Raw genomic sequence first — 21,547 nt, 5'->3', positions numbered from 1 at the left:
ATCACCATACAAAAACAAAGCCCTGCCTGCCTGTAAATGGCTTGAATTTTAAATTCTATCTACCATAATGAAGACAGGGCATTTACTTATCACCGTCATCTTATCAACAACTATTTTTAGCAAAATTTTGCCGTCATATTTATTAGCACTACTTTTAGTATTTACATAACCGTTATAAACGCAATGAAAAAGCATTGAAACACGACGTATTATTTTATTTTTAAAGCCCGCCTGACTATCATGCACAGAAGCACTAATGCACTGAAGTAACGAACATGCAACGGGCAACCAAATACAAGGATAATCGCTTGACTGATTCCATAAGCCGCCGTATACATTTTGAATCGTTGTCCCCAGCACAGCTGAAAACCGTGCTCGGCGAATATAATAACCACATGAAATATATCCAAGAACGCCTCGATATTAAAATCAGCCAACGCCAAGGCGACTTCTGTTTAAGTGGCGATATTTTGGGCGTTGAGCGCGGCGAACGCATCATTTATAAAATGGTCGATGAAGCGCAAAACACCAAAGATATTAGCGCCGAAGAGCTGCATCTTATTATCCAATCGAGCATCGCCCGCGATGAAGATATAGAGGCTGATAAGCAATCGGCTGCCGAGGAAGATGCTGATAATTTAGAAACCGCTACTGACTTTACGCCCATTAGTCTGCGTACCCGTAAAGGTAAAATCATTCCGCGCGGTGGTAATCAGCAGCGTTATGTCAGAGATATTTTAGCCTCTGATGTGTCGTTTGGTATTGGGCCTGCTGGTACGGGTAAGACCTATCTTGCTGTTGCTTGTGCGGTCGATATGCTTGAGCGCAACGAGATTGAGCGTATTTTATTGGTGCGTCCGGCGGTAGAAGCTGGCGAAAAACTGGGCTTTTTACCCGGAGATTTGACCCAAAAAATCGACCCGTATTTACGTCCTTTATATGACGCTCTTTATGAGATGCTTGGCTTTGATAAAGTCGGTAAAATGCTTGAAAAGCAAATTATTGAAGTAGCCCCCCTTGCTTATATGCGCGGTCGTACGCTAAATAATTCGTTTGTTATCTTAGATGAAGCGCAAAATACCACGCCTGAGCAAATGAAGATGTTCTTGACGCGCTTAGGTTTTGGCTCGCGGGCGGTTATTACTGGTGATATCACCCAGGTCGATTTGCCGCGTGGACATAAATCAGGTCTGGCGCAAGCGATGGATATCTTAAGCGGTATTGAAGAGATTCATATCACTAAATTTGACTCAAAAGACGTCGTGCGCCATCAATTGGTGCAAAAAATCGTTGAAGCTTATGATGTTTTTGATGAAGAGCAACTTGCCTTACAAGAAAAGCGTAAGTTTGAGCGCATGAAAGAGCAAGAGCGTAAACAAGCCATTTCTGACGCCGCCGCTAAGTTATAATCTATTTTAAAAATCCATATTTATATACGAAAAGACCGGATTTGATATCCGGTTTTTTAGTGTTAATCATTTATTGCTAGTTAATCAATCTTAGATATTTTTACATTGACATAAAAAGGAGGGTGACATGAGTCCAGCCGGACAGAATGACGCTGACAATCACTTAGATGAGAATATTAATAGCCATTTTAATCATGATGAGAAAGGTGAGAACTTAGGCGCACTTAATACTAATGACAGCTTAGCCGTGCTTGATATTAGCGCCGCCGATAGCATCGATGACGAGATACTTGAGAGCTTTTATAATCGCGAAAAACTGTTAAAAGTCATGATGGCGACATTGGAACATATCGATGAGCGTATTAACCATGGTCTGACGCTGCCTTACTTTGCTGATATCGATAGTGAGATATGGCAAGAAAAAACCAAAGCGCTCGATATTTATATTACCGATGCCCTCGAAGGTCAAGAGCTAAATTTAGAGGCGCGCGGCAAAGATTATGCCACCAATATTTTATCCTACCCAAGCGACTTGCCAGCGGCAATCATTGGGCTGATGCCAACGTTGCCGCTAGGCGAGCTGGTGATTTGTCATGCTGTGGTGGTACGTGAGGCAGCTGAGCAAAAAAAGACCGTGGCACAGCATATCAGCCATTTATTGATACACGGTATACTGCACCTACTGGGCTTTGACCATGAGCTCGGACAAGCTGAGCAAGATGAGATGGAAAGCTTTGAGATTGCTATTTTGGCAGGGCTAGGCCTACCAAACCCTTATCTCTAAGATTTTTAGCCTTGTTTAACCTTTCTTTAACATGGTTTTTTGCGCTTGATCCATCTGATTAATCATCTGATCTAAGCCTTTGACATGCACACTGCGCTGCGGGAATGGGATGTCAATCTTGTTATCATCAAGCGCGTTTTTGAATTGTTCTAATAAATCACACTGCATCGCCCACCAATCATCATTGGTGGTCCAGACATTCAAGGTTAAATCGACTGAATTATCGCCCAAATTGGTCACGCGTATCACAGGCGCTGGATCCGTAAAGGCCATTGGATTGTTTTTTGCCAAATTTAGCATAATATCTTTGGCAGTTTTGATATCGGCGTCATAACCAATACCAACAGTGATATCGACGCGGCGGTTGGGTAACGCCGTATAGTTAATCACCGCCGAGGTAGTGATATCACCATTTGGAATGATAATGTCGTGATTATTGATGGTCGTCAAGTGGGTATTGACCAAGGTAATCTCGGTGACCGTACCAGTATAGCTGCTAATTTGTACATAATCGCCGCGCACAAACGGACGAAAGGTCACAATCATGATACCAGCGGCAAAATTCGATAGCTGGTCTTTCAGTGACAAACCAATCGCCACCGCCGCGCCGCCCAAGATAGCAACGACCGAAGTAGTCTGCACGCCGACTTTGCTAAGCGCAGCCAAAATCACGATGACCAATAATATGCCATATAATACGCGGCTTAAAAAATTGGCCGCTGTCGCCTCTAAATGGCTGCGTAGCATAATGCGATTGCTGATAGCAACGATTTTCTTTGCTAACCAGCGCCCTATCATAAATATTAATAAGGCAAATGCGATTTTAAGCGCAATGCTGAGCGCACTTTCTGTTAAGGTAGCAAGATCGACGGTAAAACCTAAAAATTCCATACTGGCTCTTTATTTCCAAACTGTTTTATCATTAATTTTTGTCTTTTTAATGTTTATTATCATTTAACCTTTTTTAAAAAATGCATAATAACTATATAAGACCGGCACTAAATTTAAACAAAGTTAATAGGTGACGTCTACTCTATCACTGTAACGATAGGTACGTATCAGACGCAGCTCAACAATATCATTCATATCTTCGGTAAATTTACCAAAGGGCGCCGCTTGTCTGACCGACTGCTTGGCCGCCTCATCTAGTATCGTCGAGTTTGAGCTCTCAAGTAAACGAATGGCTTTAATATTGCCATCATTGCTGATAATTACCATCAAACGTACCTCACCGGTGATACCTTGGGCGCGTGCTTGCGCAGGATATTGCAAGTTACCAACGCGCTCGACGTGCTCGCGAAAGGTATTGATATAATCAGCAGCGGCGCCGCGGGTGGTCGAGTTGCTATCGACGGTCACAACTTTTGATTTGGTCGCATACAGCTGTTGCCGCTGTGACAGCTGCGCCTCTAAAGTCGCGATTTGCTTACGCAGACGCTCTTCTTGCGCCTTCATATCATCTTGCTCTTGCTTGCTGTCATTATCAGACTCGACGCTCGCTTGACGCCAGCTGAGGGTGGTACGCAGATAGCTTTCTTGATAGCGCTGCTGCCGAACTTGACGCTGCAGGTCAATCACATCTTGCGTCTCGCTCATTTGCTCGGCTGCCACCGGACTACTCTGGTCGGTTTCTTGGCGTATTTGCTCTTGCACCGTGCCGCCGCCTTGTTGGGACGCATTGGCAATAAACTGCGCATCTTCATTTGGCTGCATATTCTCGGTCAAAGCTTTTGCAACATCCTGCATCATGCCAGCAGGGTCTTGCCCCAGCGAAAAACTAATGCCAAAAATAACCAGCGCATGGACGCTGACGGCTATCACCACCGCCATCGGCAAACTGATATCGCGCTTGGGCGCTTGCGCTGAAAAATGATAGCTTTGCGAGTCTTTAATCGAAGTCACAGTGGGTCTCAGCTGATGAATATAGTAGATTCCATTTAGAAACGTTATAGGACTGCTGGAATAAATTTTGCGAAGCCTCTGGAGTGCGAAGCACACAGCAAGCGAGGAAAATTTATTCTAGCAGAGCGCTATTTTAAACCAACCACTTTTATATTGAATTGGCTATATAAGGGCGGTCGATACAAGGCGTCATAAAAGCTCTTAGATAAACTAAGCACTCGTCGACCAATGCCGGCGCTATCATACCATGAGTTAGAATTGCGTCGCTAGCACAAGCGTATACCGTCGCTACTCAATCAATCACTTACCTACAGACAGGTTTACGTGTCGGTTTATCCGCTGCTAACCTAATAATCTGCGTTTTTAAAAAGTAACCTCGCACAGGTTTTGTAGATTTGATAATAAATAGCCAAACTGCCCAATGATACAAAACGTAGACGTCCATTTTGCCTACTGTCATTTTGATATATACTGTTTTATAAACACTTTTGCGCCTGCTATTAAATAATGAATAATTATAAGGATAATAAGTTTGAGTAACTTTGAGCATATGGACAATATGGATAATTCAGACAGTTTTGAGGATTTATTTGACAGTATCGCTGACCGTTTTGACGAGTCCTTTAGCGATGGCTGGGAGCGTCTTAGCCAAGCCGTCAAAACTATCTATGACAGAACCACGGATAAATTCGAGGAAGAGCTGTCCTTGCCGGTTGCCCAAATTTACGTCAACGATGCGCTGCAAAAATTTGTCACCGATAACGTCAAAGCCATTTTAGAGCTGCGCGTTGAGATACATGACGACTGGTTTCGCTTGTATTGTACGATTGATGTCGGCGGGATTTATGCAGAAGTAGCGAGTAATTTTAGCTTGGTTCATGTGCAGCTTGATCGCAACGTCCAACGCTTTGTTTTTGGACAGCTGACTTATACCGATGTCCTTAACCTACGCTGTGAATCCTTTATCAAACGCCAAGGGCTTAAACTGTTTATTTGGTTTTATCATAGCGTGCTGAAAAAAGACCCCTTAGGTTTCATTTTGTCTTACATCAATATCGCCCGTGCCAAAGAAGAGATTATCTACCTTGATATCAATCGCTGGCTAAAAAAGAACAAAAAAATAATGAGCACCTTATATAAAGTGCAAGTCAATTATGGTGAGCTTGAAGAAGAGCAGTTGGTGCTTAAAACGCAAATTAATTATCGAGATTTGCTGGCCAGCAATGCCAATGAAGATATCATTAGCGATAAGGATGAGCCTGAATTGATGCAAGGGCCTATCAATCCGATTGCTGATGCTACTGAGCCAAGTTTAGAACCTTCTTTATAAGCCTGTTTTTATGAATACCTTAAAAGTTCCCTAAACGCTGACTATAAAAAAGCTCTGCCCTTTAAAGATAGGGTCTTTAAGGGGCAGAGCTTTTTAGTGAATACTGTTTATACTAATTTGCAATCATATCACTACCAATAGTTTTCCACCGCGATATTGCCCTCGCCGCGGCGGTTCATCACCAAGCCTAAGCTCTTTAGCGTCTCTTTGGTATCTTCGACCATTTCTGGGTTACCGCATAGCATAACGTGCGTGCTATCAACGTCCAAATCAATGCCAGCGCGCGCTTGCAACGTGCCATCTAATAAGAGTTTTGGCAAGCGCTCAGTTAGTGCACCCTCGACAGGCTCGCGGGTAACGATAGGAATAAAAATAAGCTTGGCTGGATTATCCACCAATGTGCCAAAATCTTCTTGTAAGCTTTCAATCTTCTCAATATAAGCAAGCTCTTCTTCCGAGCGCGCGCTATAAGCCAAGACGATATGTTCGTAGTCTTCCCAAGTTTTTAAGTCTTGCAGCATCGATAAAAAAGGCGCTAAACCTGTACCAGTTGCCAATAACCATAAATCTTTTGGCAACGGTTTTTGATAACGAGCTAAAGTTAAAAAGCCAAAAGGCATGGTGTTTAGTAATAGCTCATCGCCGACTTCTAGGTGTTGTAGCTGCGAGGTAAAGGCGCCATCAGGGATAACAATAGAGAAGAATTCTAGGATTTCATCGAAGGGTGAAGAGACGATTGAATATGCGCGGAAGATATCCTCATCCAATATTTCGTTCAGGTCTTCGTCTTCTTCAGCATCAGCTACTTTACTCAATTGCTTATAGTAGTTTAATTGACTGGGATTAACGCCCAAACGCACAAATTGCCCTGCGGTAAATTTAAAACTATCAGGACGACTGACGGTAAAGCTAAAGAGATTGGGCGTCCACGTGGTTTTACTGAGCACTGTTACTTTTTGAATATTGTCACTCATAATAATGATTCACCCTCGTTTTTTATGATTTATGATTTATGATTTATGATTTATGATTGCTTATGGTTATAGATGGCTATGTTTTTGACTTTTTAAAGGCTCTAAAACAAAAGATGCGCCAAGCTTATCATAGAGCTGGCGCATCTTGGTTTTCTAACCGTCATTATCAATAAGCAGCGGTTATCAATATCGAAAAACGCTGCTCATATTTTATACTTACCAAATACGAGCCAAACTTGCCCATTCAATCATACTATTCGGCAATATACCAAAGAAGAGAATGATGGCGGTGACGGCGATAACCATGATACCACCGGTACGTAAGCCCCATTGCTTTGAGACGTCAAATTCAATAAATTGTTTTGGACGTTTAAATAGCGTGAGCATGACGCGCAAGTAATAAAACAGACCAATGGCACTACCCAAGATAATCATGCCAGCCAAGAACCAGTTGGTACCTTGAACGGCGGCTAGAATCGCAAATAGCTTAGTGATAAAGCCTGCGGTCAATGGAATACCTGCCAATGACAACATCATAATGGTCATGACAGCGGTCAATACCGGACGACGCCAGAACAGCCCTTGATAATGGGTCAATTCATCTGCTTCACCCGCCAAGCGATACGGGCTCGACATCAAAGTAACAACACCAAAGGCACCGATAGAGGTAAAGGCATAAATCGCCATATACATGCTTGAGATACTATCAGCGGCTGAGCCAATGCTGACAATCACGATAAGCACATAACCCATATGAGCGATCGACGAATAACCAAGCAGGCGCTTAAGGCTGGTCTGACGTACCGCTAATAAGTTACCCACTAGTATCGATAAGGTTGCCATGACCATTAATAGCATCTGTACTGATGGCAGCGCCAATAGCGACGTATCAATTAAGAAGCGGACGGCAAGCGCCATCATCGCCACTTTGGTGACCGATGCCAAATAAGTAGCGACAGGTGCTGGTGCGCCTTCGTACACATCTGGCGTCCATATATGAAATGGCGCGGCAGACAGTTTAAAAGCAATACCAAACATCATCATCGCCGTACCGACGATCAATAATGGTGACTCAAAGAGATCGACCAACGTCATGCTAATAGGCTTGAAAGCAAGCGAACCCACTTCTGCATAAATAAACGCCATACCCATCAGCAGCGTTGCCGATGCCGTGGCTGAGAGCACCAAATACTTTAGCCCCGACTCAAGCGAGCGCTTACGCATATAGGTATAAGCCAGCATGCCGTATAACGGAATTGATAGCATCTCAAGGCTCATAAAGAATGAGGCTAAATGCTGAGCGCTGACCATCAGTAGCGCACCAACAGTCGATAGCAGCATGAGCAAATACAGCTCTTCTTTATGATCATCTAAATCAGCTAGATAGGCATAAGACAGCGTAAAACAGGCCAAAGCACAGATTAAGATAACTACCATATTAAACTGAGCAAAGTTATCAATCACAAATAACTGCTCAGCTGTTGGCACAAGCGTACCGCTATCGATGATACCAGCCATTTGCCCAAGCAAGGCAAACAGACCTATGTTTAAACCAACCACCGAAATGGTACCGATCACCATATGTGAGCGCTTAATAGTAATGGCAATCATCACCACCAATACAGTCAACACTACCGCAATGATTGGCGCATAAGGCATCAGCCCCATCAAATCATTCATCGTAAATTCATTCATGACTTAACGTGCCTCCATTGCATCAAGCAGCTGCGATGCATCTACTTGTGTCACTTGACTGTACATATATGCGTTATTAATCCACTGCATGGCGTGACTTGAAGTATCAAGGAACGGCTGTGGATACAGTCCGAGCCAGACCAAACCTGCTGCCAACATAAGTAGCAACGACAGCTCGCGTTTACCCAAATCTTTCAATGGACGCGACGGCAAACCATGGGTTTCGGTTTCTCGTAACGCCACTTCTTTAATATTATTGCTACCGAACATGGCACGGTGAATCAAGATAAGCGAGTATAAACCTGCCAATACCAAGCTAAAGGTCGCAAATACCACAAACACTGGATAATCAGCAAAGGCGCCAAATAAAATTAAGAACTCGCCGATGAAATTACCGGTACCCGGAATACCAAGTAAAGCGGCACAAAAGAACATCAGAATCGGCGCATAATAACGGAACTGACCCCACATACCGCCCATCAAGGTCAAATCGCGCGTATGCAAGCGCTCGTATAACTGCCCTGCCATAATAAACAGTGCGGCCGAGCTTAAACCGTGCGCCAGCATTTGAATCATCAACCCTTGCAAGCTAATTAAGGTACCCGCGTAAATGGCCAAGACCACAAAACCCATATGCGAGATACTGGTATAAGCCAGTAAGCGCTTCATATCAGTTTGCATAAAGGCCAGCCATGCCCCATAAAAGATACCTATGGTACCCAAGGTCATCGCTATCGGCGCAAAATCTTGTGACGCTGCTGGGAATAAAGGTATGACAAAACGAATCAAACCATAAGCAGCAGTCTTAATCAAAACCCCTGCCAAATCCACCGAACCTGCGGTTGGCGCCTGCGCATGGGCGTCAGGTAGCCAGCCATGAAAAGGGAAAATCGGTAACTTAACAGCAAAGCCAATAAAGAAGCACAGCATGATCGGATATTCCCAGCCGCCAAGTGAGGTGCCGAGTAAGTCATTATAATTAAAGCTGACCACGCCTTTTTGCGCATAGCTGATAATGACCAATATCAAAATACCGACCAGCATGATAAGACCAGAGGCTTGGGTATAAATAAAGAATTTGGTTGCCGCGTATTCTTTGGTCTTGCCGCCGACCACATCATGACCCCAAATAGCGATCAAGAAGTAAATCGGAACCAGCATCATCTCCCAAAAGAAGAAGAATAAGAACAGATCAATGGCTAAGAAAACGCCAATCACGCCGCCCAAGCTCCATAAAAGGTTAAGATGGAAGAAACCAACGCGGCGTTGAATCTCATTCCACGAACAGGCAACCGCCGCAATACCGAGCAGGCCTGTTAAGCCAACCATCAGCAGCGACAAACCATCTAGTGCCAAATGAAAGCTGATACCAAAGCTTGGTATCCACGGCACCATGAATTCTGCAACCCATGGCACGTTTGCCTGAGGCGCAATCACCTGCTTACTCATGCCGCTATAATCGCCGTATTGCCACAATACCAGTGACAAGGCAAAGGTCAACGTCATACCGATTAGGGCAATCCAGCGCGGTAGACGTTTATTAAAGCGTTCGACCAACCAACATAGCAACCCTGCGATAAAAGGAATTGCGATTAATGCTGGTAGCATCCACGTTTGTTGTAACTCTATCATCTTATACCACCGTCATCATTACCAGCACCAACAGCACAGCCACGCCTAAGCCAAAGCTTGCAGCGTAACCTCGAAGTGACCCTGTTTGCGTCGCAGACAATACCTTATTACCAGCGGATGCCAGTTTAGGCAAAATAAGCCACGTTTTATCGATAGGGTCGGCTTTAAATAAGCGGCCGATGAACAAAAAGGGTTTTACAAAAACTATATCGTATAGCGCATCAAAGCCCATACCGTGATAGCACCAATGATATAACGCTGCGCCTATAGAGGTACGCTTAAAGCGGGTCAGCATGCGACCTTTATCGGCGACATATAACAGTGCTGCGAGAATTAAGCCTGCAAGCATCGCACCCATAGCGATATATTCCGCTGTATGTTTGTCATGCGCTTGACCAGCTACTTCTAATAAATGCCCAACGCTTTCTGGCAAGACGCCTTGTAATGGCGGCGTAATCCACGCACCAACGGCAGTTGATAATACCAGTAGCACCGTCAATGGCAGCCAATATGACACACCAGATAGTTTATGCGCGTGGGTTTTCTCTTCACCAAAGAAGATAATCCAAATCATACGGAAGGTATAAAGCGCAGTTAAGAAGGCACCGAATACACCCATATAAAATAGAACTTGGTGACCAGTTGCATAGCTCTCCCATAGAATTGCTTCTTTAGAATAAAAACCAACGGTAACCCAAGGTATCGCTGCAAGCGCACCGCCACCGACGATATAGCACCAAAATACTAGCGGTATCTTTTTGCGTAAACCGCCCATCTTAAAGATATTTTGTTCATGATGTACCGCAAGTATGACCGCACCTGATGATAAAAATAGCAAGGCTTTAAAGAAAGCATGCGTCATCAAATGGAAAATAGCTCCTTGCCATGCGCCAACGCCGAGTGCCAAGAACATATAGCCAATTTGGCTCATGGTCGAATAAGCAAGGATACGTTTAATATCCGTTTGTGCCAGCGCACAAAATCCAGCAACGACGAGCGTCAATGCACCCACTGCCCCAACCCAGTACAAGAGTACGCCCGGGGTAAGGAGAAATAATGGATGTAGACGTGCAATCAGATATACACCTGCGGTCACCATCGTCGCAGCGTGAATCAATGCCGATACGGGTGTTGGACCTGCCATCGCATCAGCAAGCCAGGTATGTAGTGGCAGCTGCGCTGATTTACCCATCGCCCCACCAACGAGCATAATAGTGGTCAAAATCATCGTTGGATTATTGATATCAAAGATTTCTGGCGCGCGGGTGATAATCTCTTGAATATGCAAGGTGCCAAATTCGCGGAATAATAAAAACAAACCAAAGGCCAAAAACACATCACCAACACGAGTGACGGTAAAGGCTTTCATCGCTGCCCGACCATTGGCGCGGTCTTGATAATAAAAACCAATCAAAAGGTACGAGCAGATACCGACGCCTTCCCAGCCAAGATAAAGTAAGAACAAGTTATCGGCCAATACCAGCAATAACATACTGGCGACGAATAAGTTCATATAACTAAAAAAGCGCGCAAAGCCTGTTTCACCTTTCATATACCAGGCGGCAAACAGATGAATCAAAAAGCCGATACCGGTAATAACACCCGTCATCGTCAATGCCAAGCCATCAAAGCTTAAGCCAAAACTTGGCGCGAAATCCCCAACTTGAAACCACGTCCATAGCGGAATCTCGATGACTGTACCGGCAGGATTACTGGTCAAAAAGGTATAGCTAACTACCAGCGTGCATAGCGCTGATAGCAGCATGCTACCGACACCAACAATCGCTGCCACCTGCTCGCTTAATTTGTCGCGCATAAAGGCTAAAATCAAAAAGCCAACGAGCGGGAATATAAAGGTTAATGGTAATAAACTCATGACATCATCCTTTCATCTCATTGGCGCTATCGACATCGAGATGCCCACGCTGATGGTAAAACCGCAATAATATTGCCAAACCAATGGCTGCCTCTGCTGCTGCTAGTGTCAAAATAAAGATAAACATTATCTGTCCATCTGGATCGACCCAGCGGCTACCGGCGACCACAAATGCCAAAGCCGTCGCATTCATCATGATTTCAAGGCTCATTAGCATAAATAAGAGATTACGCCGTACCATGACACCGCACAGACCGATTGCAAATAATATACCAGCCAAAATCAATCCATGGCTCATGGGTATCATACCCAGTACATTTTGCGCCTCAGTAGCAGGCTGCACAAAGCCTGCTACCTCGTGGGCAAACGGCACATTTACAACCTCCTGTGCCACGCTCGCTGCTAGTACCATCAGTCTGACTCCTTGCGCGTGACTTGTTGTATATCCGCTTGCTTACCGACATTCATACCGACATAGTCAAGCGGGTCAACCTCTTTATATTCGTATGGTTCAGCTCTGTTTAGCGCCTCAATATCAATCGGCATGCCATTATCATCATAATGTTTGATACTAGCGACATTTGGATTAGACGCTTGGCTTGCTTTGTTATTATGTCCTTTATCATAGCCTTGAGCGTCGTGACTGATAATCTCATCATCACTAGACTCTTTACCCAAATGATAAGCAGCCACCAAGGCAGCTAATAATAGCAATGCCGCCACTTCGACCAACATAACGTATTTGGTAAACAACACCGTACCGACGGCTTTAGCTGAAATGGTCGTACCGCCAATCATTGCCGTATCGGTATGGTTAAGCCCTATCAACGCATATAGCACAACCGCGATGACAATCGTTAACCCCGTCGGTACCGCCCAAGTGCCCGCATCAAGCCAGCGCTCTTCACGCTCATCATTACTCATGCCAAGATTTAGCATCATAATAACGAAAACAAACAGCACCATAATGGCACCGGCATAAACAACAATTTCAAGCGCACCAGCAAACGGCGCACCTAACACAAAGAAAATACCTGAGATAGCCAATAACGACACAATCATCGATAAAATAGCATGCACTGGATTGGCGAGAGTTACGACGCGCAAGCTGGCAAATATTGCCACCGCTGCCAGCGCATAAAACCCTGCCAATTCAGGACTGTTTAAAATATTCATCATGGTAGCAAGCTCCTTAGATCAATCGGTGCCGCTTCATTTTGCGCCGCGCCTTTTGGTTTATCTGCTACCGCCATACCCGTCACGCGATAATAGTTATAATCGGGATATTTACCCGGTCCAGAAATCAGCAAATGCTCTTTTTCATAAACCAAGTCTTGACGGACGTACTCACCCATCTCAAAGTCAGGCGTCATCTGAATCGCCGTCGTCGGACAAGCTTCTTCACACAAACCGCAAAAGATACAACGTGAAAAGTTAATGCGGAAAAATTCTGGATACCAACGACCATCTTCACGCTCTGCTTTTTGCAAAGAGATACAGGCGACCGGACAAGCCACGGCACATAAGTTACAAGCCACGCAGCGCTCATCACCATCAGGGTCACGCGTCAACACAATACGGCCACGAAAGCGTGGCGGTACTGGCACCGGCTCTTCTGGATAAAGAATAGTGTCACGCGGCCTGATTGCATGACTATTGACCATCCACATACTGCGGACAATGGTAAACATACCAATGACGGTCTTTTTTATCGTAGTAAACATGGGATTATTATCCTTATCAGCTTTACCCTAGTTCATCAGTAATGGCTAGTGATGGCTACTAGTAATGACTATAACGTTGGGGAGAAAATCAAAATCACTGCAGCAGTTACCAAGAGATTAATCAAAGTTACCGGCAGGCAGATTTTCCAGCCAAAGTTCATCACCTGATCATAGCGCGGACGCATGAGTGAGCCTCGAGCCAAAATAAACATGGTCATAAAGAATAGCGTTTTAATCATGAACCAAAAAGCTGGTGGAATAAAAGGAATATCTAAATTAAACGGCGCAAGCCAACCGCCAAAAAACAAACAGGTCATCAAGGCAGAAATCAGCACGACGTTGACATATTCACCGATAAAAAACATACCAAACTTCATGCCAGAATATTCGACATGATACCCTTCAGCAAGCTCTTGCTCGGCTTCTGGTTGGTCAAATGGATGTCTATGGGTGACAGCAACACCAGCGACCACAAAAGTTAAAAAGCCAAAAAACTGCGGAATGATATACCAACCGTCAATTTGCGATTCAACGATTTCACGCAGGTTAAATGAGCCCGTTAGGGCAACCACACCCATCAATGATAAGCCTAAGAAAACTTCATAACTGATGGTTTGCGCCGCTGAACGTAAACCACCGAGTAGTGAGAACTTATTGGCAGACGCCCAACCACCGAACATCACCGCATAAACTGCGATACCTGCCATGGCAAAGAAAAACAAAATACCGATATCCCAATCAGCTACCCCGAGGGTTGGCGAAACAGGAATAATGGCAAAGGATGCCAAGGCGGTAAACATGGCAACCGCTGGCGCCAAAGTAAACATAAACTTATCAGTAAAGTTTGGCGTCCAATCTTCTTTAAAGAAGATTTTGAGCATATCGGCGACCAGCTGTAGCGAGCCAAACGGACCGACACGGTTCGGACCATAACGGTCTTGCCAAAGCGCTAGCATGCGGCGCTCATAAACAATCATCAACGCCGCCACGATAACGACCACTAAAAAGATAACCAGCGCCTGCACGACCATAAAAAGTATCGACCAGGTATCAAAAGTCATCATACCAGCCAAAAAGCTTGGCACATCAGGGATAATACGGGTAACTTGCAAATTACACCTCCTGTGTGGTGGTCGGCGCACTGTTTATTGGCGTGGCGCGGTTATTGTTATTGGGTGTAACAGCGTTATCAGTGGCCATACTGCCCATCATCGTCACTGGCGCATCGACTTTGCGTACTGACGCTGGCATGGACGGATGGATAATACTCACCTGCCCAACCGGATAGCCGATACAACCTTCTGCTAAGTAACCAACCAGTTCAACGGGTAAGGTAATTTGCTGTTTATCAATCTCAATCGCCAGATAATCACCTGCTGCAAGACCCCATTCTTTGGCATCATCGATACCGACGCGCCATGTAGCGAGCGGCAATTGCTCAGCAACCACGTGGCTACGCGAGGCCATCATCGAGCTGGCATACAGGTTATAAACCGGCACCAGTTTGGCTTGTCCTTGCTGCATATCTGTCGTCGTTGCCGAGGTAGCTTCTGGCGCGACATATTGACGCGTAGCAAGGCGCTCTAAGCGATCAAATAAACGGACGCCCGGATCGCCATTTCTCAGGCTACCACCAACTTTATCTTGGTATTTATTCCACGCTTGCGGTGAGTTCCAACCGGCCGCACTGGCAAAAGGAATCATCGAGCTTGGCGTCTGCTTACCGCTATAACCTTCCATTGAGAAGGTTAAGCCGGTATCCAAATCTTTTGGTTGCATCGGCTCATGCACAGATACGGGCGCACGCATCGAGGTACGACCTGAGTAGCGGCGCGGCTGACGGGCAATTTTTAGACCAGTCATGCGGTAATCGGCGTCAGGAGCGGCGTCTTTAATACCTGCAAGCTTAGGATGGGTAGCGATTAGAGCATTGATGACATCATCAAGCAGCGTCCAATCGGCATCGCGACCTTCTAAGCTGCTATGCACGGCATGCAACCAACGCCAGCCTTCTTTGATACTGCTCATTGGATGATAATATTCGTTATCATAAACTTGGAAGAAGCGCTGCGCACGACCTTCAGCAGAGATAAGCGTACCATCTGCTTCTGCGAAGCTTGCAGCTGGCAGAACGATATCAACATCTTTATGCCAATCAAGCAATTGATGGTCAAGGGCGATGACGGTTTTATCCGCCAACAACTGAGTTAGCTTATGCGCATCAATGGCATCAGTTAACTGGTTTTCAGCCACGATAACCACATCAAAATCGGTCGCCAATAATTCTTCAACCGATTGACCACCAAGCATACAAACGCCAATACTATTGGCATCAGGAACCGCTAAATAAATACCGGCTTGCGCGTGATAATTTTTATTGACCTCTTTGAGCTCAAGCTTGGTTGCCGGCTCGCGCTCGATATCGTCTTGCGCTTCGGTATCAACGCCAGTCTCTGGTTTATTTGGTTTAGCAGATAAGTCTTTGTCTTCGCTTTGCTGCGCCGTTGCTGCTTGTGCTTCAGCAGCTTCGACCTTAGCGTTATGCGCTTCGACCTGCTGCTGCTCAGCGGCTTTAATCGCCGCACGCTTTTGGGTCAGCGCTTGGGTGATTTGCGCCGCTGCTTCTATCAAAGCAATCGATGATAAACTAGTTCCCGAGACCACCAACGGCTTATCAGCTTGAATTAAGTCATACGCGATTTGCTGGGCTAGCGCTTTCATTGGATCAGACGCTTCATCAGCATCTTGTTGGGCACGTTGCGCGTCTGCTATCTGGGCTAAATCATCTACAAGATTGGCAATCGCATCGGCGACTTTAAAACCAAGTTTGGTAATATCTTCTGGTGTCGCAACGACGCTAACTTTACTGATATCTTCTAGTTTGGTTTGGATAACATCGATGATATAGACCGGGCTTTGCACGCCTTGTCCAATACGTTTGACGGGCTCAGCTAGCCAAGATTGGGTTTTGGTCGCAGCAGCCATTTTAATGGCTTCGTTTTTTGCCGCTTGACGAATCGATAGCGCCACACGTGATGAGGTTTGGGTAATATCTTCACCCAATACCAATACCGCATCATGACTTTCAATATCAGCCATACCGGGGTTATAAATGCCTTCAGTGCTTAATACTTCAATACATTTATTGACCAGTGCTTGCTGCTGATGGTTTAGACCGGTTGAAAAGCTATCAAAGCCAACCATATTTTTTAGCGCAAAGTTGGTCTCAAGACTGGCACGTGGTGAGCCAATACCGATAACTTTTTTGTCTTTGATACGTTTGATGGTTTCATCAAGCGCATAATCGATATTGATTTTGACATGCTTGTCATTGATACGCTCAAGCGCCTGCGTTGGGCGGTCTGCGCGATTGACATAACCGTAACCAAAGCGACCACGGTCACATAAGAAGTAACGGTTTACTTCACCGTTATAACGGTTCTCGATACGGCGCAATTCGCCATAACGCTCGCCCGCTGAGATGTTACAGCCCGCTGAGCAGCCATGACAAATGCTTGGCGCGTATTGCATGTCCCATTTACGGTTATAGCGCTCAGAGTGGGTTTTATCGGTAAATACACCGGTTGGGCAGACTTCGGTTAAGTTACCTGAAAACTCGCTTTCGAACTGACCATCTTTATCACGACCAAAATAAACGCGCTCGTTTGAGCCATAGACGCCCAAATCTTCGCCGCCCGCGTAGTCTTTATAAAAACGCACACAGCGATAACAAGCGATACAGCGGTTCATTTCATGAGCGATAAATGGTCCAAGCTCTTGATTGTGATGCGTACGTTTGGTAAAGCGATAGCGACGACGGCTATGACCTGACATATAAGTCATGTCTTGCAGATGACAATGTCCGCCCTCTTCACAGGTTGGACAGTCGTGCGGGTGGTTGACCATCAATAGCTCAACCATCGACTTACGAAAGGCTTTGGCTTCATCGTCGGTCACTGAGATGTACATATCATCGCTTGGGGCGACCATACAGGACATCACCAAGCGCCCGCGACCTGCTTCCATATCTTCTTTATTTTGGTATTGCTTGACCGCGCACTGACGGCAAGAGCCGACTGAACCTAAGGCGGGGTGATAACAAAAATACGGCACATCAATGCCGAGTGACAAGCATGCTTGGAGCAAGTTGTCGCTGCTATCTACTTCGACAGTGGTTCCATCAATATGTATGACTGCCATGCCGCTCTCCTTATTTCACTTCTGGCTGTTGATGAGCTGCAGCCTCAATGACATCTTCGCCAACCGCCTGCGCAATTTTCTGATCAAACTCAGGACGGAAATATTTAATTGCACTCATCAGTGGCTCCATCGCACCCGGCGCATGGGCGCAGAAGGTTTTACCGATCCACAAGTCACGGGTTAAGCCTTCTAATTTCTCAACGTCACCAATTTGACCTTGACCATCGTTAATAGCGGTGAGCAATTTAACGCCCCACGGTAGACCATCACGGCATGGTGTACACCAACCGCACGACTCACGCTGGAAGAAAATCTCAAGGTTACGCAATAATGACACCATGTCTTGTTCTTCATCGACGACCATAATTAGCCCCGTACCCATACGGCTACCAGCTTTTTGAATGGTGTCAAAATCGACAACGGTATCTAAATGATCAGCGGTTAAAAAGTCGGTTGATGCGCCGCCTGGTAGCCAAGCCTTGAGCTTTTTACCTTCTTGCATACCGCCAGCGAAATCTTCGATAATCTCACGTGCTGTATAACCAAATGGTAGCTCCCATAGACCAGGATCATTGACCAAACCTGAACAACCAAATAGCTTGGTGCCTGGGGTTTCGACCACGCCTTTGGCTTTTGGTAAGTCTTGATACCATTTACTGCCGTGCAAAATAATCGCTGAAACGTTATGCAAAGTTTCAACATTATTAACGACGGTCGGACGTCCCCATGCACCTGCCACTTGTGGAAACGGCGGCTTAGTACGTGGATTGGCACGGCGACCTTCTAGGCAGTTAATCAAAGCGGTTTCTTCGCCGCAAATATAACGACCAGCGCCGGTATGAACGTGCAAATCAAAGCTAAAGTCTGAGCCTAAGATATTATCGCCAACCAAGTTATTGGCACGCAATTCTTCAAGCGCCGCCGTTAGACGCTCTGCTGCTAAGATATATTCACCGCGAATAAAGATATAACCGGCCGTTGCACCAATCGCGTAGGCAGAAATCAGCATACCTTCGATAAGCTGTAGCGGCAGACGCTCCATCAAGAGACGGTCTTTAAAAGTGCCCGGCTCCATCTCATCGGCATTACAGACTAAGTAGCGTGGACCACCATCGGGTGGTGCCATGAGCGACCATTTAATACCGGCTGGGAAACCTGCACCGCCACGACCTTTGACTACGGCTTCTTTAATGGTATTTAAAGTGTCGGCTGGCGATTGGTTTAAAGCCATTTTTAAGGCTTCAAAACCGCGTAGCGATTCATAAGTGGCTAAGTCCAATACCGCATCGTGATGGGCGAGGCGCCATGTAAGCGGTTTGGTTTCACTAGTTGCGGTTGCTTTGTCGCCATAAACAGGAATGCGCTGGTCATTTAATTGGCTTGGCGCTTTGCCTTGACCGCGACGAGCAATCTGCTCTGAAATGGTTAAACTCATGCGTATAGCTCCAACAATTGGGCGACTTCAGTGGGCTGCACAGGACCATAGGTGTCTTCATTGATTAACACAGAAGGACCTTTGTCACAGTTGCCCAAACAGCAAATCGGCAATAGCGTAAAGCGGTTGTCAGCGGTGGTTTGACCATAGTCGATGCCCAGCTGCGCTTTTAATTCAGCCGCCAGCGCTTCGTAGCCCGTTAAATAACAAGCGACCGAATCGCAAATAAGGATGACATTGCGACCGACCGGCTGACGATAGATACGGTTAAAAAAAGTTGCCACCCCATCCATGTCGGTCACAGGGATATTTAAAATATTAGCGATGGCATTAACTTGCGCATCATCGACCCAGCCGTTACGCTTTTGTACGATTTTTAGGGCATCTAAAGACGCTGCTCGCGGATGGGGATAATGATGCATAAACTCATGGATAGCCGCAATCTCTTCTGCGGTTAAGATACTTGCCACATCTACTTTTGGCATTTTATCGGAAACAATTCTCATAATCTTTTTCTTTCCTCACTCAGCCCACTGTGTATATAGCGCTTGGCGCAGCAACAGCGTTTTGGTGTGCCAGTCTGGCGATAACATATTAATAAAACTTGGCGTACTTTTAATATTTAACATCTACCATTTAACATTTATGAAAATTAATGATAAATGCAGCAGCCCAAACCGTTAACGGTCACAATCGGCCATGACAATATCAATCGAGGCCAAATACATAATGGCATCAGAGACCAACGAGCCATTAATCACCGATGGCATTTGCTGCAAATGCGCAAATGTCGGCGTACGGATACGAGTACGATAGCTCATCGTCGCTTTATCTGAGGTGATGTAATAACTGTTTAGACCTTTGGTTGCTTCAACGATGGTCGTACACTCACCCGCTGGCATTACAGGACCCCAAGAAACGGAGATAAAGTGATTAATCAAAGTCTCAATATCATTTAAGGTACGGTCTTTCGGCGGTGGCACGGCCAATGGATGATCTGCCTTATAAGGACCTTGCGGCATATTATCCATACATTGACGGATGATACGTAGCGACTGGCGCATCTCTTCGATTTTTACCATACAGCGATCATAAGCATCGCCGTTATAACCAACTGGAATCTCAAAATCGTAGTTCTCGTAGCCCATATACGGACGCGCTTTACGTAAATCAAAATCCAAACCTGTGGCTCGCAAACCTGCGCCAGTGACGCCCCACGCCAATGCTTGCTTGGTATTGTACTGGGCAACGCCTTGGGTACGACCTTTTAACACACTATTTTGCAATGCTGCTTTTACGTATTCATCTAAACGTTTTGGCATCCAATCTAGGAACTCACGAACCAAACGCTGCCAACCACGCGGTAAGTCGTGTGCTGTACCGCCGATACGGAACCAAGCAGGATGCATACGGTAGCCAGTCACCGCTTCGATGACGTCATAAGCTTTTTGGCGATCGGTAAACATATAAAATACCGGCGTCATACCGCCAGCATCCTGAATAAAGGTACCGACAAACAGCAAGTTATTGGTAATACGGAAAAACTCACTCATCATCACACGGATGGTTTCAGCGCGCGGCGGCACCGTAATCCCAGCAAGCTTTTCAACCGACATGATATACGGTAGCTCGTTCATGACGCCGCCGAGGTAATCAATACGGTCGGTATAAGGAATATAAGAATGCCACGTTTGACGCTCAGCCATTTTTTCGGCGCCGCGATGGTGATAGCCGATATCAGGAATACAGTCGACAACTTCTTCACCGTCAAGCTGTAGCACTAAACGGAATGCACCATGAGCAGAGGGATGGTTAGGACCAATGTTCAAGAACATAAAGTCTTCATCACGGCCCGAGCGTTTCATGCCCCATTCTTCAGGGACAAAACGCAGGTTTTCTTGCTCGTATTGTTGCTTGGCATTATTTAAGAAATACGGGGTAAATTCCGTCGCGCGCGCATGATATTCTTTACGCAGTGGATGACCTTCCCAATATTTAGGCAATAAGATACGCGTTAAATGCGGATGGCCACTGAAGACAATGCCGAACATGTCCCAGACTTCACGCTCATACCAGTTAGCATTTGGCCAAATTTTAGTCGCGCTTGGTACGTTGAGATCGTCCTCGCTTAGGGCGACTTTGATACGCACATCGCTATTACGCTCAAGCGACATCAAGTGGTAAAACACTGTAAAATCACTGTCTGGCAAACCTTGACGATGCTGACGCAAGCGCTCATCTATCGCGGATAAGTCAAAGAGCATAACGTAAGGTTTTGGCAATTTACGCAGGTATAATAAGACGTCTAATAAGTCGGCACGCGCCACCCACACCGTTGGAATCTCATCCACCGTGTGCTGTACGACAAACTTACCAGCATATTTTTCTTCCAGCTCTTTGATAACTGCTGGGACAGGTTTGATCTTATCCCTGTTGTTAGGATCCATGTTATTAGGATCCATGTTATTAGGATCTATGTTTTCAACTACCGTGACCATGAATGATGTCTTCCTTCATTAATCATAACCCAGCTATGTCAATCATAACCGAGCTGTGATAAGCGTACGCGCACTTCTAAGAATTATG

General features: G+C 45.6%; 17 protein-coding genes. 3 read left to right on the top strand and 14 right to left on the bottom strand.

Annotated features, from left to right (window positions below):
- The first annotated feature begins 275 nt into the window (after positions 1–275).
- Together JMX70_RS00200 and ybeY are read left to right on the top strand one after the other, a co-directional pair.
- On the top strand, positions 276–1,409 hold the full coding sequence (locus tag JMX70_RS00200; RefSeq protein ID WP_406947858.1) for a PhoH family protein: 1,134 nt from the start codon (positions 276–278) through the stop codon (positions 1,407–1,409).
- A 127-nt stretch (positions 1,410–1,536) separates the two neighbouring features.
- Positions 1,537–2,193 (top strand): rRNA maturation RNase YbeY, encoded by a 657-nt coding sequence (gene ybeY, locus JMX70_RS00195; protein ID WP_201588605.1) that lies wholly within the window; start codon positions 1,537–1,539, stop codon positions 2,191–2,193.
- A 15-nt stretch (positions 2,194–2,208) separates the two neighbouring features.
- On the opposite strand, the gene JMX70_RS00190 is transcribed toward ybeY, so the two are convergent.
- Entirely contained in the window at positions 2,209–3,084 is an 876-nt protein-coding gene (locus JMX70_RS00190; RefSeq protein WP_201588594.1) for a mechanosensitive ion channel family protein, read from the bottom strand.
- Between the two features lie 123 nt (positions 3,085–3,207).
- On the bottom strand, positions 3,208–4,095 hold the full coding sequence (locus JMX70_RS00185) for an energy transducer TonB (RefSeq protein WP_201588592.1): 888 nt from the start codon (positions 4,093–4,095) through the stop codon (positions 3,208–3,210).
- Between the two features lie 550 nt (positions 4,096–4,645).
- Between JMX70_RS00185 and JMX70_RS00180 the strand changes: the two genes are divergently transcribed.
- Positions 4,646–5,425, top strand: coding sequence for a hypothetical protein (locus JMX70_RS00180; RefSeq protein WP_201589607.1), 780 nt, complete (start codon positions 4,646–4,648; stop codon positions 5,423–5,425).
- Between the two features lie 131 nt (positions 5,426–5,556).
- Here the strand turns inward: JMX70_RS00180 and JMX70_RS00175 are convergent, their stop codons facing one another.
- The 12 genes from JMX70_RS00175 to nuoC form a co-directional block, all read right to left on the bottom strand.
- Positions 5,557–6,399 (bottom strand): ferredoxin--NADP reductase, encoded by an 843-nt coding sequence (locus JMX70_RS00175; protein ID WP_201588591.1) that lies wholly within the window; start codon positions 6,397–6,399, stop codon positions 5,557–5,559.
- A gap of 216 nt (positions 6,400–6,615) precedes the next feature.
- Complete coding sequence (locus JMX70_RS00170; RefSeq protein ID WP_102077392.1) at positions 6,616–8,094, bottom strand: NADH-quinone oxidoreductase subunit N; 1,479 nt, start codon at positions 8,092–8,094, stop codon at positions 6,616–6,618.
- Between the two features lie 3 nt (positions 8,095–8,097).
- Positions 8,098–9,726, bottom strand: a complete 1,629-nt coding sequence (gene nuoM / locus JMX70_RS00165; protein ID WP_068406513.1) for an NADH-quinone oxidoreductase subunit M — start codon at positions 9,724–9,726, stop codon at positions 8,098–8,100.
- 1 nt (position 9,727) lies between these two features.
- Complete coding sequence (gene nuoL, locus JMX70_RS00160; protein WP_198329005.1) at positions 9,728–11,602, bottom strand: NADH-quinone oxidoreductase subunit L; 1,875 nt, start codon at positions 11,600–11,602, stop codon at positions 9,728–9,730.
- 4 nt (positions 11,603–11,606) lie between these two features.
- Positions 11,607–11,915 (bottom strand): NADH-quinone oxidoreductase subunit NuoK, encoded by a 309-nt coding sequence (gene nuoK / locus JMX70_RS00155; protein ID WP_102077418.1) that lies wholly within the window; start codon positions 11,913–11,915, stop codon positions 11,607–11,609.
- Between the two features lie 98 nt (positions 11,916–12,013).
- Complete coding sequence (nuoJ, locus tag JMX70_RS00150; protein WP_201588589.1) at positions 12,014–12,781, bottom strand: NADH-quinone oxidoreductase subunit J; 768 nt, start codon at positions 12,779–12,781, stop codon at positions 12,014–12,016.
- A complete protein-coding gene (gene nuoI / locus JMX70_RS00145; RefSeq protein WP_068406521.1) occupies positions 12,778–13,326 on the bottom strand; it encodes an NADH-quinone oxidoreductase subunit NuoI in 549 nt (182 codons plus the stop codon). Before nuoI ends, nuoJ begins: the two co-directional genes overlap by 4 nt.
- A 68-nt stretch (positions 13,327–13,394) precedes the next feature.
- A complete protein-coding gene (gene nuoH / locus JMX70_RS00140; RefSeq protein WP_102077419.1) occupies positions 13,395–14,390 on the bottom strand; it encodes an NADH-quinone oxidoreductase subunit NuoH in 996 nt (331 codons plus the stop codon).
- A 49-nt stretch (positions 14,391–14,439) separates the two neighbouring features.
- Entirely contained in the window at positions 14,440–17,526 is a 3,087-nt protein-coding gene (gene nuoG, locus JMX70_RS00135; RefSeq protein ID WP_201588587.1) for an NADH-quinone oxidoreductase subunit NuoG, read from the bottom strand.
- A 10-nt stretch (positions 17,527–17,536) separates the two neighbouring features.
- Entirely contained in the window at positions 17,537–18,961 is a 1,425-nt protein-coding gene (gene nuoF / locus JMX70_RS00130; protein WP_201588584.1) for an NADH-quinone oxidoreductase subunit NuoF, read from the bottom strand.
- Entirely contained in the window at positions 18,958–19,467 is a 510-nt protein-coding gene (gene nuoE / locus JMX70_RS00125; RefSeq protein WP_068406529.1) for an NADH-quinone oxidoreductase subunit NuoE, read from the bottom strand. The genes nuoF and nuoE overlap by 4 nt, the downstream gene beginning before the upstream one ends.
- A 174-nt stretch (positions 19,468–19,641) precedes the next feature.
- The gene (gene nuoC / locus JMX70_RS00120) at positions 19,642–21,423 is read right to left on the bottom strand and encodes an NADH-quinone oxidoreductase subunit C/D (RefSeq protein ID WP_201589604.1); all 1,782 of its coding nucleotides are present in this window, start codon (positions 21,421–21,423) and stop codon (positions 19,642–19,644) included.
- Positions 21,424–21,547: the final 124 nt, after the last annotated feature.

It is taken from the genome of Psychrobacter pulmonis (assembly GCF_904846465.1).
Taxonomy (GTDB): domain Bacteria; phylum Pseudomonadota; class Gammaproteobacteria; order Pseudomonadales; family Moraxellaceae; genus Psychrobacter; species Psychrobacter faecalis.
This window is presented reverse-complemented; position numbering and strand designations above follow the sequence as displayed.